A 15,502-nucleotide genomic window follows, 5' to 3' on the forward strand; every position below is an offset into this window, starting at 1 on the left:
ATTTTTAATTATATTTAAAAATTAGCTAATATTAAAATATCAAAATAATATTTTAAATTCTAATTTAATTGTTTATATAATATTTATAATTATTTTCAATTATTCTTAAGAAATGATTTTTATAATTAATATTTTTTAAGGAGAATGTATGAAAAAATTATTATTTGTGTCAATTTTATCAAGTTTAGCTTTTGCTGATGTAAGTTATTTATTAAATGTAAAAAATATGGGTTGCAATGGTTGTGCTAAAAAAATAATAGAAGCGTCTAAAAGTATTGCTGAAGTTAAAGATTATAAGGCTGATTTTAATTCTAAAGATTTAGTTATTACTTTTGCTAAAGATGTAGATATTAAAGCAATAGTAGAAAAAATCAACGAAATCGGCTATAAAGCAGTGCAACAATGAAAGCATTTTTTATAATGCTTTTAGCACTTAATCTTAATGCAAATGTTTATTTTATAAAAGATATGGCTTGTGAAGTTTGTGTTGATTTTATTAGTTTTTGTGCTAGTAAAGTTAGCAAAAATTATAAAGTAGATTTAAATTCTAAAACTCTAAAAATAAGTGATAAAACTTATGATGAAAAATCACTTTTAAAATGTTTAGCAAAAGATGGCTATGAAGCAATTTTGCAAAAATAAAATTAGGCTAAGCATATTTTTAGCTACATATATTTATGCAAATACCTTAGATGAAATCAATATTAATGCAGTGCAAAATATTGATTATTTAGAATTTTCTAACACTATTTACAATAAAGCCTATCTTAATACTCAAATAAAACAAAATCACACTTTAGATGAACTTATCAAAAATCATACAAATATAAGAATTACTACTAAAGATAGCGATAATTCAAATTCTTTAAAGCCAGATGATTTTTCAATCAATGGTGCTAAAACCTATCAAAATCAAATGTTTATAGATGGAATAAACATAACAAGCACCATTCAACCAGCTATGTCAAAAACGCTATATAAAAATGTCTGGTATAACCCATCTCTTGGTTCATATTCGCTTAATATAGATAGCGAAATTATAGATAATTTAAGCATTTATGATAGTTTTGTAAGTGCTAGTTATGGTGGATTTTTAGGTGGAGTAATTGATGCAAAAATCAAAAGCCCATCAAAAAATCCAAGTGGTGGATTTAGTCTTGGATATAGCTTTCAAGATAATATTTTTATAGATGATAAAATAAGGCAAAAATATTCTAGTGGATATGGTTATCAAGATTTTAGTAATTATTATAAAAGATATTTCAGTGCTAATTTTAGCTCATATTTAAATGATACTTTTGGAATTTTATTTTTTATAAGTAGTAATTATTCAAATACAAAAATAAAACAAAAAGATATATACACAATAAATAAAATCAGCGATACAAATAACTTAATTTTGCTAAAAACTCAAAAAGATTATGATAACCATATTCTTAGCTCAACTTTTATTTATAATCCTTATTTAATAAATCAATTTCAAGAAGGCGTAATTGATTCTAATATGAAAGTAAATTATGGTGGATTTAGCCTAGCTTTTAATCTTGAAAGTGAATTAAAAAATATAAATCTTAATCAGCATTTATCATTTTTAAAATCAAATTCTTCAAGAATTTATGATAAAAAAGTTCAGTATCAATTCATCTTACCTTCAGGTATAAAGCAAAGTTATGGTGGGCTAGGAGATACCTTACAAACTGAAAAATCATATCAATATAAATTAGACGCTAAAACTAATGAATTTAAAAATAATGATTTAGAATATAGCTTTAATTTTGGTTTTGAACTTAGTAAAAATCAAGGCAAAATAAATAGAATTAATCCTTATACAAGATATGAAAAACCAATTGATATTCTAGCTTGTAAAGAAAATGATATTAGTTGCATAAATAATCAATATTTTTCATATTATGAAACACATTTTGCAAAAGCTAAAAAATCAATAAATAACTACGCTCAATTTATACAAAGCGATATTAAATATCATAATTTTAGATTTAGATTAGGTCTTAGAAATGATTATGATAGCCTTAGCAAAAGATTTAATATAGCCCCTAGAACAGGACTTGAGTATTATTTAAATGATAATCAATTTTTAGGATTTGGATTTAATAAATATTATGATAAAGGGCTTTTAGCTTATATTTTATATGATGATTATTTTAGTGGATATGAAGAGTATTCAAGAATTGATTATAATAGCCCTTGGATACAAGATACAAAATGGCAAAAAGATAGAGTTTTTATGGGATTAAAAAGCCCTTATGCTAATGAGTTTAGCCTATATTACAACGCAGAATTTAAATATTTTAAAATGCTATTAAAATACATTAAACGCAAAACTTATAATGAAATTTATTCAGCAAATCAAGAAGAATTAGGCTTAGAAAGTATAAAAGATACTGATAATAATTATAAAGTTTATTATAATGGCAAAAAAACAGCTAATGATATTGTAAGTCTTAATTTATCTAGCAATGAAATTAGTATATTTAATACTAAAAATTATTTTGATTTAAATCTTAGCTATCTACATAAAAAAGGTAGTGCGACTAATTATTTAAGCACAACTGGTAAAAACATAATCTATAATGGTAAAACTATAAAATCAAGCGAATTGCCATTTGTTTATGAGCCTTTTATAGCTAATTTTACTCATAATTTATTTTATGATAATTTTAACTTGATTAATGAAATCACTTATCATTCAGCGAAAAATGATTTATATTCACAATACGATAAGAATTTAAATATGCAAATATTTAGCGATACTAAACTTAAGTCATATTTGAATTGGAATTTAGGATTTGGTTATACTAAAAATATTAAAAATACTAAATTAAAAATAAGTTTTAATATCTTAAATATTTTAAATAGCAAAAATAAAATCAGCGTATTTAATTGCAATAACGAATTATGTTATAAATACGCTAATTCAAGGCTATATACTTTTAATCTAAATTATAATTTTTAAATTAGTGCAATTAAGCACTAATTTTTAATGTAAGCTAAACTTAAGCGGCACACTAATATCTAAAACTCTTTCATAACGCTTAAATTTCGCTATCTCAACGCTTTTAATCCCTGCTTTATTTAGATTTTCATATTTTGATGGCTTAAGTATTTTTATATTTTTTGCCTTACCATAATCATAGGTAAATCCTACAACCACTACTCCTTGCTCACGCCTTTTTCTTGAACTCATAGGATAATTGCTCTTAGCAGTTTTATTTAAAACTGATTGAATATGAGAGATTAATTCATCTTGATTATTCCCACCTGCAGGAGTATTATTACTAATTGTAGTAGTTGGTTTAGCTTCATTTATCTTGCTTGCTAAAGGTTCGTTTTGAGATGTGATTGGCTCATCTTGAGTTTTTTTAATTTCTTTTACTTCTTGCTTTGGTTTTGGTTTTTTATGGTGCTTTTTTTTAGGTTTTAAAGCAAATTTTTCTTCTTTTATCTCTTCTTTGATTATTTCTTCTTTTATTTCTTTTACTTCTTCAATTATTTCTTCTTTAACAGCATTTTGGGGTATGCTAGGAGCATAAAAAAGCACCGCTAAAGCTTTATCATTTTTAATCTCACTTGTCTTTACATCAATTCTAAAAAAACACGCCAACAAAACCGCATGAACTAAAAAGGAGATGAAAAATGCGATTTTATTTTTCTGTTGCAATAGCAAAATTTTCATGCTTTAACTCTTTTAAAATATCCACTATTTTTACAAAATGTTTATAACTAGCGTTCTCATCAGAGCGTAAAATTACAATTTCATCTTTACTAATGCTTGATAATTTTGTCTTTAATTCATCTACGCTAAGCAAACTTTCATTATAAAATATCTCGCCAGTTTCATTAATACTTATAAATACTTTTTGCTTATCATCAATGCTTACGCTATTTTCTGATTTTGGTAAGTTTATAGCGATTTTTTCTTCTGCTATAAAGGTGCTAACACTTAAAACAATGCAAAGTAAAACTAGCATAATATCAATAAATGGAACTAGATTTAAGCCTTCTTTATTTACTCTCATTATTTTCCTTAAATCTTGATAATACAACATCAACTTTTCTAATAAATGCGTTATATATCATAAGAGTTGGGATTGCCACAACAAGTCCAAGTGCTGTTGCTTTTAGTGCTAGCGAAAGCCCTAGCATAATACTTTTTGCGTCCATAGTAGCCGCATTTGCCATATCATAAAATGTAATCATTATGCCTATTACCGTGCCAAGCAAACCTATATAAGGAGCGTTTTGATAAACGATGTAAAGACAGGTGAGATTTTTACTAAGTGCTATTTCTAATTCATCTTTACATTTATAATTTTTAATATCAATATTTTTAAAAAATATTAGCCTTTCAATACTAAATGCCAAAACTAAAAAGCTCATAAAAAATAATATCGCAAACACAAAATAATCTAAATATTCTTTTAAAAATTCCACATTTTCTCCTAATAATTGATATTCTAAAAAAGGCTAAAAAGCCTTTTTTAGTTTAGAATTTGTAACTAAAGCCTAGTTTTATATTTCTTCCTGCTTCATAGTCATTTGCAGTCTCAACCCCAAATCTTCTTTGAGAATGTGAAACATAAGTTTTATCAAATAGATTGCCAACGCTTAAGTTTATTTCAAGATTTTGAGTAGGCATATAACTTGCATATATTTCGCTTACTCCATAACCTGCTTTTTTAGTTCCATCTTCTAAAGTCTTACCAGCAAAAGCTATTAGGTTATAACCAAATAATGTATCAATTGGACTAGCAAAATATTCAGCATTAAATGTATATTTATCCCCACTATCACTATATGCCATTACGCCACCAACTTTACTTTTATCTTTATGTTTTGTTGTTTGATGAGTATAACTTGCACTAAATTTTAAATTCTCATAAGCATAAGAAGCATATAATTCAACCCCACGAACATTAGATTTACCCATATTCATACGATTATAATTATTTGTAACATTTTGTCCGTTTTGAGTAGTTGTTACGCTTACATTTTCTTTAATTAAATTCTTATAATCAGTATAAAAATACTTAGCTACAAAATTAACATTATGTTCATTAAAGTTATTTTTATACCCAAATCCAGCTTCATAAGCATCACCTGTTTCAGGCTCTAAATTCTCATCAATATAATTTGTATTAAATGTATTTTCACTAAGTCTTAAAGCTTCAATCGGATCAGGCCCTCTAAATACTTTTGAATACCCAGCAAATAAATTAATGCCGTTTTCTGCCTTATAATCAAGTGCTAACGCAGGGCTAAAATTATTAAATCCTTGAGTTTTCTTACCAAAATTATCTATAGTAAATCTATCAAATCTAACTCCAGGAATTATGCTAAATCCACCAATTTGAATAGTATCTTGTAAAAATACTGATAGGTTGTTTGCTACTTCTTTAGGATGATTGTTTGTAGGAGTTACAGAAATTGCTCCATTTGTTGCATCTTTTAAACTTGAATGATTTTTTCTAAAGCTTGTAGTTTGATACCACTCAAGTCCATAAAATACTTCTTGATTAAAGCTATTATTTTCAAATCTTGATTTATTGTTTAAATAAGCACCTGTGGTTTTTACCCCATCATTTGATAAAAATGCTTTACCACCTGATTTTTTAAACTCTGCATAATTTGGAACTTCATCTTTTATAAGCCTATGCTCTGTATGATAAACTCTAAATTCGCTATCAATTAATTCATTTGGATTGTAATTGTAATTAAATGTATAGGTATCTCTTTGCATAATTTGAGGCAAAATAGGTTGAGCTCTTTCTCCTGCTTTTAGTGTGCCTGTATCAAATGCCACCGAGCCACCAAACTCACCCCTAAATGGAAAATCACCATCATATTCAGTATGCTCATAGCTAAGACCTGCTTTATGCTCATCTTTTTCATAATTTACTTTAAATAAATAGCTTAAATCATGACCCTTACCACCAATATCATTGCCATTTCCATCTTTTCCGAAGCCATAATTTTTATGATTAATATATGCTAAAAGACCAAAATTATTATCAGTTTTACCATAAGCCATTATGCTTTTTTGCCATTCTTTATTATTAGTTGAATAGCCTGTCTTAAACTTACCACCAAAACTCTCATCACCTTCTAATAAATCAAATGCACTTGCAGTCTTAAACGCAACCGAACCACCTAAAGCACCTGAGTTATTAGCAACACTTAAAACACCCACGCCAACATCAATAGCTTTTAATAAATCAACATCTAAAACTAAATCAGCCGAGTGATGAAAAATATTTCCACGTTGTCTTGCACCATCAATAGTAATATTAATACCCCTATCATTTACACCACGCATATAAAGTTTTTGATTAAACTGATTTGTCCCTGCTACATAAACACCTGGAATATCACGCATAACATCTCTTATTGCACCTGCGTTTTTGTTTGAAATTTTTAGCGAATCAACATTAGAATATCCAATTGAACTAGCATTTACTTCAATAGTATCAAGATTAGCATTCTCATTAGCCAATAAGCCAACACCACCAAATAAGCATAAAGCCAAAGAAAGTTTTAAAGATTTTCTCAAAATATCTCCTTAATTGATAATAAAAATGATATTCTATAATATTTTTAGTTAATAACAAAAATAATTATCATAATATTTATAAGTTTTAAATAAATGATAGTTATATTGATAATAAATTTTATTTAAAATTCAAATTCATTGTAATATTGTTTAAGATTTTTAAAATAAAGAATTTAATTTAGCTTTTGTAGTTTTATAATTTTTTAGAAAATACTTCGTATAATAAATCTATTTCGCTATCTTCAAATATAGCTGAATTTTTATTTTTTAGATAATCTTTCATCTTAATTTTATTGATACTTACACTCACTTTACAACCCCTACAATACATTAAAAATCCTTCTCCTAAAGAAAAAAAATCATTTAATTCTTTATTGCATTCCGTGCAAGTTTCACTAAAATAAAGCCTACCTTCATACTCAATCATCAAAGCATAAGCATCTAAAAACACCCTTTTATAATGCTGAGTTTTTAATCTATTGATTATTCTTAAACTTAAATCATAATAAAAACTTCCGCACTCTTGATTATCTTTTAAATGCTCATATAAAAGCACACAAAAACTCTGCCAAGCCTTAATAATCTCATAATCATTCCAAGGTAAGGCTAATTGCATTGTTGAATGTAATTTTGGCAAAAATAAAGGCTGAATACTTAGCTCATAATCAATAATATTTCCGACTATTAAATGTGAGTGTCTAACTCCGTAAAATCTATAGCATTTTACTAATTCTTCGCTACTTAGGATAAAGACTATTAAATCTTTATCCCTAACGCTAAAGGTATTTAAAATTATTCCTTGCAATAATTAGCACCTTCGTTTGCAAAAAAAGTATCGTAATGAATGTTAAAAAAGGCATTTTCAAGACTTTTAAATAATTTTGGGTTTTGTGCTTCAAGACTTGCTAAAAGCTCTTTTGTTTCTGCTCTTGCGTGTGGCATTTTCACATCAAATCTCATAGCAGGGCAAGCTTCATCGCCTATTGTTTTAAGACCATTTTTAATAGCATTTTCTCTTAGCATTCTTTCACGAACAAATATCAAAGGGCGAATTACGGTAATTCCTTGTGCTGAAGTGAATTTCGCAGCAAGTGTTCTTAAAGCTCCATTATAAGTAAAGTTCATAAAAAAGCTCTCAATAGCATCATCTAAATGATGACCTAACGCTAATTTATTAAAGCCATTTTCCTTAGCATAAGTATATAAATATCCCCTTCTCATACGAGAGAAAAACGAGCAAAAGCTTGAATTTTGACGGATTTTTTCACTAGAAATCTCATAAATATTACTTTCAATTATTGTATGTTTTATACCTAAAATCTTGCAATAATTGCTTAAATATTTATAATCTTCACCCATTCCATAACTAAGCGTTACTGCTTCAAATTCAAACTTAAACGGGACTGCTCTTTGCATATGTTTAAGTAGCATTAGTAAGCTTAAGCTATCTTTTCCACCGCTAAGTCCTACTAAAACCTTATCGCCTTCTTCAATTAAATTAAATTTATCACAAGCTCTTGCCACTTCTTTAATAAGTCTTTTACTAAGCTCATTTTTAAACAAATGTTCGCACATTTTTAAGACAAATCTAGCACTATTTTTAGCAGCTAGTTCTAAAAACTCATCAAAACTAACATCAGCATTTCCACCTGCATCATCGCTAATTGCTCTTAGTATAAAACAAGGCACATTAAGACTTTCGCAAACTAAAGCAACGCTTGCTCCTTCCATCTCAACCGCATCAGCATTAAAAGTATCTTTAATCCAATTTTTCTTAGTTTCATCGCAAATAAATTGGTCTGATGTCGCAATAATGCCGCTAACTACATTTAAATCAAGCTCTTTTGCTACTTTTTTAGCAATATTATTTAATTTTTCACTTGTTTTTATAAAAACGCTAGTTTCAGGAACATAGCCAGGTTTGTGTCCAAATGCTGTTATATCTATATCGTGCTGCACTAATTCTTCTGCAATTAATAAATCCCCTATTTTTAAATTAGGATTAAGCGACCCTGCAACGCCTGTAAAAAGCAAACAATCAGCCTTGTATTTTTCTATCATTACACTAGCACTTAGAGCTGAATTTACTTTGCCTATTTTTGAATAAGCAATAATTAGTTCATGACCTGCGTAATCAATGAAATAATAAGTATTATTTGCATATTTACTCTCTTTATAAGAATACTCATTTAAAATTGGCTCAATTTCTTCACGCATAGCACCTAAAATTGCTATTTTCATTGGTTTTCCTTAAATGTTTTTATAAAGTTTTCAATATCTTCTAGGCTTTTTATACTAATACTTGGTTTGTTTGTTATTTTTTTATTAAGTCCGCATAAAACACTGCTTCCAAATTCTATAAAACCATCAACGCTATTTTCTATACTTTTTATGCTTTGTTTATATAAAACAGGCTTAATAAGTTGCTCTTTTATAGCTAAAATAGCTTCATTTTTAGTGCTATAAGGCTTTATAAAAGCATTTGAGATTACTGGTATGAAATCATCATTAAATAACAATTCTTTTTCTAATTTATTAGCTGCACTTTGCATTAAAGGGCAATGACTTGCTACGCTCATATTAAGTAGCATTGCTCTTTTTGCTCCAGCATTTTTAAAATCATCTATGCTATTTTCTAAATCTTTTTTAAGCCCAGCTACGACTATTTGACCATCGCAATTGTAATTTGCAGCATAGATTTGCTTATTTTCCTTATTTGCTTTAGCACAAATTTCTTCTACTAAATTATCATCTAAACCTAAAATAACCATCATAGAAGCAGGATTTTCACTACTTGCACATTCTTGCATATATCTTCCACGCATATTTACTAGCTTTAAAGCATTTTTTAATTCAAGTGCATTATTTGCACATAAAGCCGAAAATTCTCCTAAAGAATGCCCTAAAGATGGAGTGTTTTCATAACTAATAAAAGGCTTTATATCATCTTTTTTTCTTAAAGAAATTCCATTTTCTTCTAGTAATTTTTCAAATACTTTATAATACATAATGCTATTTAGTAATATTGCAGGTTGGGTAAATTCACTTATATCTAATCTATCATTTTTACTAAAAATTAATTCTTGAAAATCAATACCACAAAAACTACTAACTTCATCATAAGTTTTTCTTACAAACTCAAAATTATCAAATAATTCTTGACCCATAAAAGCACTTTGAGAACCTTGACCTGGGTATAAAAATGCGTAATTCATATTTTTCCTTTTTAATTTATTTTATTATCAAATCTTATAATACAAGTATTAAAATCTTTTAATTACAGCTATTATAAATCTTTTTTACATTTTATATAATATTATAAAAATATAAATTCCATTATTAAAATAATAAACGAAGTTTAACTTGTAATACTAATACAATCTATATTTTTAATATCATAATTTTAGCACTTTTTTATGATTGAATTAAAAATCAAGTTAAAAATAATAAGTTTTGTATATTTATAACTTACGATTATATATTAAAGATTACTTGTAATTTATGAATTTGATAGCAATAAATGTATTTTAAAGATTTGACATAAAAAATAAAATTATAAAAATGATTAATTTTAAAAAACTGAATACTTTGAGTATATAATAAATATTAGTATAAGGCGAAATAAATCGCCTTACATTTTAGCTAAACCTTAGCTCTTAACCTCTGCAACAACCGCCGCCGTGGTGATGATGGTGATGATCATCTTCATCATCATGATGATGACCGCAACTTCCATCGCCTTTGCAACCACTATGTCCGTGATTTCCACATCCACATCCACCAGCTTGTGCTACTGCACCACTTTCTAATTCTTCAGGAGTAGCATCTCTTACTTCTTTAATATTTACGGTAAATAATAAATCTCTTCCTGCATAAGGATGATTATAATCAATTACTACGCTACTATCTTTGATTTCTTTAACAACAACTCTAACTGTTGAGCCATCTTCGTTTTCTCCGAATAATTCTAAGCCAACATTTAAATCAATGCCTGCGAATTGTTCTTTTGGTAATTCTTGAACCAAATTCTCATCATATTCTTGCCAAGCTTTATCTTTAGTGATTAAAATATCACTTTCATCACCCTCATTTAGTTTAGCAATTTCATCTTCTAAAGCCTCTAATACTTGATTTCTACCTAATAAAAATGAAATAGGATGAAAATCAGTATTATTTTCTAATACTTCATTAGTTTTTGCATCACGCAATATAAAATTAAGTGATACTACGCTGTCTTTTTTTATAGCCATTTTTAATCCTTTCTATTAATTTATACTTTTAGCTTCACTTGAATCTGGAAATTGTTTTTTAAGTGCTGCATAAAAATTATTTGCTTTTTCTGTTTCATTAATTGCCTTCAACGAATTTGCGGTATTTAATAAAATTAAAGGCATATTAGGAGCTTTTACCCCTTGATTATTATATAAATCTGAACTTGTTTTGTAATAATATATAGCATTTTTATAGTCTTTTTGTGCGTATGCAATTTGTCCTAAATAAAAATTACATTGTGCAGGTTTATGTTTTGCATTTGCTAATTCTTCAAAAATTTTTGCGGAATTTTCATAATCTTTACTATTATATAAACTTATAGCATTTGCCATTTTTTGAGCTGGAGTTTCATTTTTAGCTGCAACCTCATTTGCTACTACTTGCTGAGTTGTAGATTTTACAGCTTTATTCTCGCCCAAGCTACTAACTAAATTTGTTAATTCACTTAAAGCCTTTTTTAACTGATTAATGCTGTTTTTTTGATTTTTTAATTCTTGTTTTATTTCAGAAATATCTTTATCATAAATATCAAGTTTTTCTTTTGAAAACTTTTCTACTTCTAATAATTTACCTTCAAAATTATAAGTTTTGTTATTCAAATCATCAACTACACTTTGAATACCTTCAATTCTTTCTAAAGCCTTATTTGTTTTAAAATCAACACCAGTATAATCTTTACTAAGAGTTTCAACCTTTTTTTTGTTCTCTAATAAAACTTTTTCATTTTCTGTTAGCCCATAAGGCTCTTTAATATTTATATTACCTGCATTAAAGGCTGAAGTTTCTGCGTAAATAATAGGGGCTAAAGCCCCTATAAAAAGTATTTGTTTTAGCATAAATTAAAACTGAACTTTTGTTTCTGCTCTACGATTTTGAGCATCGCATTCTTTTGTTTTATCATTACATACTGGGTTGTTTTCGCCATAGCTTTTAATTGTAATTCTTGAGCTGCTAACTCCTTGAGATTCTAAACCATCTTTAACAGCTTTAGCTCTTTTTAAACCTAAAGCTTGGTTATATTCTTCACTACCCCACTCGTCGCAGTTACCTTCAACAACAATATTTAAATCTTTACCATCTTGATTTAATAAACTTGCGTTATTTGATACTACGCCATACATATCTGAACGAATATCGTATTTATCAAAGTCAAAATATACTTTACCTAAAGAATTATTAATTCTTTCTAGTTTAGTATTAATATCTTCCTTAACATCTACATTCATATCTGGAGCAACCTCCACTTTTTTTGGAGCCTCAACTGTAGCCTTTTGACTACAACCAACAACTAAAGCTGCTAAAGCAACTGCATAAGCTAATTTTTTCATTTTTTTCCTTTCATAAAAAGTAATTGAAATTATAATTTCCAAAACTAAAAATTTATTTAATTACCAATCCAAAGTTGAAATTTTACCAACTTTTAGTGGGAAATGATACACTTTATTCTCATCAAGTCTTAAAATTCCTAAAGAACTTTGCATTCCTAATAATTTTATAAACATAATTGTCTTACCATCGCTACTAAAATTAGGGAAAATATTTCTACCATTTAATGTCAATTGTCTTACATATTGCGAATCAGTTGCCATAACATATAAGTTAAAATCTCCTGATTTTTCACGACTTGAATAAACTATATAATTATTATAAACACTAAAGGCAGAATTGTTTTTACCATGATAAACTAATTGAGTTGCGTTAGTTTTATCAAGACCTTGTAAATATAAATTAGGATAAGAACTTCTATCGCTAACAAAAGCAAAACTATCACTACCTACAAATCTTGCACTAACATCTATTCCTTTATACATAGTAAGTCTTTTTGTATTTTTAGTATTTAAATCTAATAAAAATATTTCTGGTTGATCTTCTGTTGTTTTAGTAATTAATGCTTTAGTTCCATCTTTGCTAATATCACTAAGTGCTAACATACCAGAACCTTGAGTAATTAAAGTTTTTTGATTATTCAATAAATTATATTTATATATACTCAAAATATCTTTATTATAATCTGTATAATAAAATTCATTTTGATTGCTATTTGCCCATTTTGCAAATAAATTTAATCCACCTTGCATAATAATTTTTTGATAATTTAAAGTGTAATCTGCAATAAGAATTTGACTTTGCTTAGCAGCTATTTTTCTAGTAATTAAAATCTTTTTATTCATCCAGTCTAAATCTGCTAATTTTAAGTCCTTAAACATTTGTGAAATTGCTTTGTGAGATAAAAACACATAAGCACTTTTTGGATAAGTAAAAGTATTATTATACTTAATTTCATTATTCATACCCTTAAGAGTTATGCTTAACTCATAATTATTTCCTACAGGATTTAAATTATAATTTAATTCATAATTTGCATTATTTTCATTAGTAATTTCAAATTTAGAACTTACTAAAACATCATTTTTAATTACCTTATCAAAATCAAAATTAACCAAACTACTTGTAGTTATTCTAATCTTAGGCAACACCTCTTGCTCGCTAACCACATCCATAATAATATCAGCAGTTAAGCATACTAAACTAAAACATAATAAAAATATCTTTTTCATTTTATCTCCTTGATACTTAATATAACCGAAAGCCTTAAACTACCACTATAATCTTGTTGATTTGGTGGAATTCCTAAATTTTTGTTTTGTTGATTAATAGTTTGTATAAAAATTCTTGCCTTTTGTCTTAAAGCAGAGCTTTCATTAAAACCATTATCTTTGATTTTTATTATACCATTTTTTGATATTGTAAAAGCTACTTCAAAAATTTCCTTATCATTAATATCTGAACTATTAGCAGTTACTAAACTCCAAACATTTTTCAAATACGCATTCACTCTACCAAAATATTCATCATAAATTCCAGAAACCTTAGCAGATGTTTGTGTAGTCTCTGAATTATTATTTGACTTAATTGTTGTATTAGCTAATTGTGATTGTATTTTTTTTAAAGCATCTAATTGTGATTGATTTAATTTATTTTCTTCTTGCTTAGTTTCCTTTTTTGGATTTTTTCTTTCACTTTTGCTAACTTTTAAATCCCCAAACAAACTACTTAAATCACTATCACTATCTTTACTATCAGTTTGTTGTTCTACTTTTTCATTTTGTTCAATTACTTTATTTTGATTATCTTTTGTAGCATTATCATTGCTTGTATTTTCTGGACTTTTATTTATTTTTTTTGCTACTTCTTTAGTATAGTCTTGTTTAACCTCGGCTGGAGTTTCAACATTATCTTCTACAAACAATATATCCACTTCACTATTACCATATTTAATAACTTCTTCATTTTTAGCAAAAATATTTATTAGCAAAATAAATATTAATATAGTAAGCACATATATTAAACAAGATAATAAAAAAGCTTTTGATTTACTCATTTTGTTTGAAGTGAAATTTTTACAAATCCTGCTTTTGAAAAAGTTGATAATACTTGCATTAGCTTATCGTAACTTATATCTTTATCTCCAGATATATAAACTATTTTATCTTTATCAAATTGATTTTTAATTAAACTAAAATTATCAAAAAAAGCAATATAAGGATATTTTTTCTTATTTAAAACTACTTCATCTTTTGTAATACTTACGAAAATATCATCTTTTTTTGCTTTGCTAACACTTGATTTTGAGCCATTTGGTAAATTAATATTTTCATCATATTTTAAATTAGGAATTACTAGCATTAAAATTACCAATAATACTAACATAACATCAACTAAAGGAGTTATGTTTAACTCTGGGTCTTCGTGTAAAAAATCATTTTTCATCGCTAATAATCTTTATTTGACTCTCTAAAATATTTAAACATTCAAATACTTTTCGTTTCACAATTAAATGAAATGTATAAGCTAAAATAGCAGAAATAATCCCACTAGCAGTAGCTATTAAAGCATGACCAATTGGAGAAGCGATTTGAGTAATATCACCATTTCCATTTAAAGATATTAAAGTAAAGTATATTGAAACAACGGTTCCAAACAATCCTATAAAAGGCGAAGTAGTAGCAATAATACTAAGCCAAGTAAGACCTTCGCTAAGATTTTTAGAAGCCTCATTATAATAAATCTCTAATTTTTTCATAGAACCTTCACAAGGTTTAAAATAAGCCTCAAAAGACAAATCTTGATTTTTTAATAACCTATCTAAAGTTCTTAATTCTTCTTGATAAAATTTAGAAATATTGCTTAAGCGATATAAAAAAATCGCTAAAGCAATAATAGAATAAAAACCTAAAATCCCAACTGCTAATAAAGTAGCTAAGTCAAAATCCGAAATCAAATTCATTTAGAATCCAGTCTTCCTAAAGTTGCGGCAAGGGTTGCTGAATTTGCACCTGCTGATTTTAATAATTCTTTAGCTTCTTCTAACTTTTTTTTGCTTATTGAATTATCATTACCACCTAGATAAACAGCACCTTGAGCTAAAATAACAACACTATTTTCATCAACTTTTACATGGCCTGAATCAATAGCTATAAGCTCCTTTGAACCATCATAATTTTCCACACTAATTACACCAGCTTGAAGCAAAGAAATTACAGAAGCGTGGTTTGGCAAAACACCAAACTCACCTTCACTTCCTGGCACCAACACTGATTTAACTTCTGAATTAAAGATTTCTCCGTGTGGAGTAACTATTTCTAAAGTTAATTTATCCAT

The 15,502-nt window shown here is 27.1% G+C and carries 18 protein-coding genes and 1 pseudogene; 3 read left to right on the forward strand and 16 right to left on the reverse strand.

Features of this window, described 5'->3' with window-relative positions:
* Positions 1-148 precede the first annotated feature (148 nt).
* The 3 genes from AVBRAN_RS07840 to AVBRAN_RS07850 are packed head-to-tail and all read left to right on the forward strand — an operon-like array spanning position 149 to position 2,974.
* Complete coding sequence (locus AVBRAN_RS07840) at positions 149-406, forward strand: heavy-metal-associated domain-containing protein (RefSeq protein ID WP_214117354.1); 258 nt, start codon at positions 149-151, stop codon at positions 404-406.
* A complete protein-coding gene (locus AVBRAN_RS07845; RefSeq protein WP_214117355.1) occupies positions 403-642 on the forward strand; it encodes a hypothetical protein in 240 nt (79 codons plus the stop codon). The genes AVBRAN_RS07840 and AVBRAN_RS07845 overlap by 4 nt, the downstream gene beginning before the upstream one ends.
* A complete protein-coding gene (locus AVBRAN_RS07850; RefSeq protein WP_239802992.1) occupies positions 620-2,974 on the forward strand; it encodes a TonB-dependent receptor plug domain-containing protein in 2,355 nt (784 codons plus the stop codon). Before AVBRAN_RS07845 ends, AVBRAN_RS07850 begins: the two co-directional genes overlap by 23 nt.
* Positions 2,975-2,998: 24 nt before the next feature.
* Here AVBRAN_RS07850 and AVBRAN_RS07855 read toward each other — a convergent pair whose 3' ends face one another.
* The 16 genes and pseudogenes from AVBRAN_RS07855 to atpC form a co-directional block, all read right to left on the reverse strand.
* Entirely contained in the window at positions 2,999-3,694 is a 696-nt protein-coding gene (locus AVBRAN_RS07855; protein ID WP_239802993.1) for a TonB family protein, read from the reverse strand.
* Positions 3,663-4,040 (reverse strand): TonB system transport protein ExbD, encoded by a 378-nt coding sequence (exbD, locus tag AVBRAN_RS07860; RefSeq protein ID WP_239803731.1) that lies wholly within the window; start codon positions 4,038-4,040, stop codon positions 3,663-3,665. The genes AVBRAN_RS07855 and exbD overlap by 32 nt, the downstream gene beginning before the upstream one ends.
* On the reverse strand, positions 4,024-4,452 hold the full coding sequence (gene exbB, locus AVBRAN_RS07865; protein WP_239802994.1) for a TonB-system energizer ExbB: 429 nt from the start codon (positions 4,450-4,452) through the stop codon (positions 4,024-4,026). The genes exbD and exbB overlap by 17 nt, the downstream gene beginning before the upstream one ends.
* Positions 4,453-4,504: 52 nt before the next feature.
* Positions 4,505-6,568 (reverse strand): TonB-dependent receptor, encoded by a 2,064-nt coding sequence (locus AVBRAN_RS07870; RefSeq protein WP_239802995.1) that lies wholly within the window; start codon positions 6,566-6,568, stop codon positions 4,505-4,507.
* Positions 6,569-6,761: 193 nt separating this feature from the next.
* Entirely contained in the window at positions 6,762-7,373 is a 612-nt protein-coding gene (recO, locus tag AVBRAN_RS07875) for a recombination protein RecO (RefSeq protein WP_214117361.1), read from the reverse strand.
* Positions 7,361-8,143, reverse strand: coding sequence for an ATP-binding protein (locus AVBRAN_RS07880; RefSeq protein WP_214117410.1), 783 nt, complete (start codon positions 8,141-8,143; stop codon positions 7,361-7,363). The genes recO and AVBRAN_RS07880 overlap by 13 nt, the downstream gene beginning before the upstream one ends.
* A pseudogene (locus AVBRAN_RS07885) lies at positions 8,129-8,809 on the reverse strand (5'-methylthioadenosine/adenosylhomocysteine nucleosidase); the annotation flags it as partial. The gene AVBRAN_RS07880 and the pseudogene AVBRAN_RS07885, both read right to left, overlap by 15 nt.
* On the reverse strand, positions 8,806-9,783 hold the full coding sequence (locus tag AVBRAN_RS07890; RefSeq protein ID WP_239802996.1) for an ACP S-malonyltransferase: 978 nt from the start codon (positions 9,781-9,783) through the stop codon (positions 8,806-8,808). The pseudogene AVBRAN_RS07885 and the gene AVBRAN_RS07890, both read right to left, overlap by 4 nt.
* Positions 9,784-10,224: 441 nt before the next feature.
* Positions 10,225-10,818, reverse strand: coding sequence for a peptidylprolyl isomerase (locus tag AVBRAN_RS07895; RefSeq protein ID WP_214117363.1), 594 nt, complete (start codon positions 10,816-10,818; stop codon positions 10,225-10,227).
* A 15-nt stretch (positions 10,819-10,833) separates the two neighbouring features.
* Positions 10,834-11,676: a tetratricopeptide repeat protein gene (locus tag AVBRAN_RS07900; RefSeq protein WP_214117364.1), complete on the reverse strand. Its 843-nt coding sequence runs from the start codon at positions 11,674-11,676 to the stop codon at positions 10,834-10,836.
* A 3-nt stretch (positions 11,677-11,679) separates the two neighbouring features.
* On the reverse strand, positions 11,680-12,168 hold the full coding sequence (locus AVBRAN_RS07905; protein WP_214117365.1) for an OmpA family protein: 489 nt from the start codon (positions 12,166-12,168) through the stop codon (positions 11,680-11,682).
* 60 nt (positions 12,169-12,228) lie between these two features.
* Positions 12,229-13,398 (reverse strand): PD40 domain-containing protein, encoded by a 1,170-nt coding sequence (locus AVBRAN_RS07910; protein WP_214117366.1) that lies wholly within the window; start codon positions 13,396-13,398, stop codon positions 12,229-12,231.
* Entirely contained in the window at positions 13,395-14,222 is an 828-nt protein-coding gene (locus AVBRAN_RS07915) for a hypothetical protein (protein WP_214117367.1), read from the reverse strand. Before AVBRAN_RS07915 ends, AVBRAN_RS07910 begins: the two co-directional genes overlap by 4 nt.
* Positions 14,219-14,611 carry a biopolymer transporter ExbD gene (locus tag AVBRAN_RS07920; protein ID WP_214117368.1) on the reverse strand — a complete coding sequence of 131 codons (393 nt, stop codon included), beginning with the start codon at positions 14,609-14,611 and terminating at the stop codon, positions 14,219-14,221. Before AVBRAN_RS07920 ends, AVBRAN_RS07915 begins: the two co-directional genes overlap by 4 nt.
* Positions 14,601-15,128, reverse strand: coding sequence for a MotA/TolQ/ExbB proton channel family protein (locus AVBRAN_RS07925; RefSeq protein ID WP_214117369.1), 528 nt, complete (start codon positions 15,126-15,128; stop codon positions 14,601-14,603). Before AVBRAN_RS07925 ends, AVBRAN_RS07920 begins: the two co-directional genes overlap by 11 nt.
* Positions 15,125-15,502 carry an ATP synthase F1 subunit epsilon gene (gene atpC / locus AVBRAN_RS07930; protein WP_214117370.1) on the reverse strand — a complete coding sequence of 126 codons (378 nt, stop codon included), beginning with the start codon at positions 15,500-15,502 and terminating at the stop codon, positions 15,125-15,127. The genes AVBRAN_RS07925 and atpC overlap by 4 nt, the downstream gene beginning before the upstream one ends.

Origin of the sequence: Campylobacter sp. RM12651, from assembly GCF_022369475.1 — a bacterium.
Classification (GTDB): Bacteria; Campylobacterota; Campylobacteria; order Campylobacterales; family Campylobacteraceae; genus Campylobacter_E.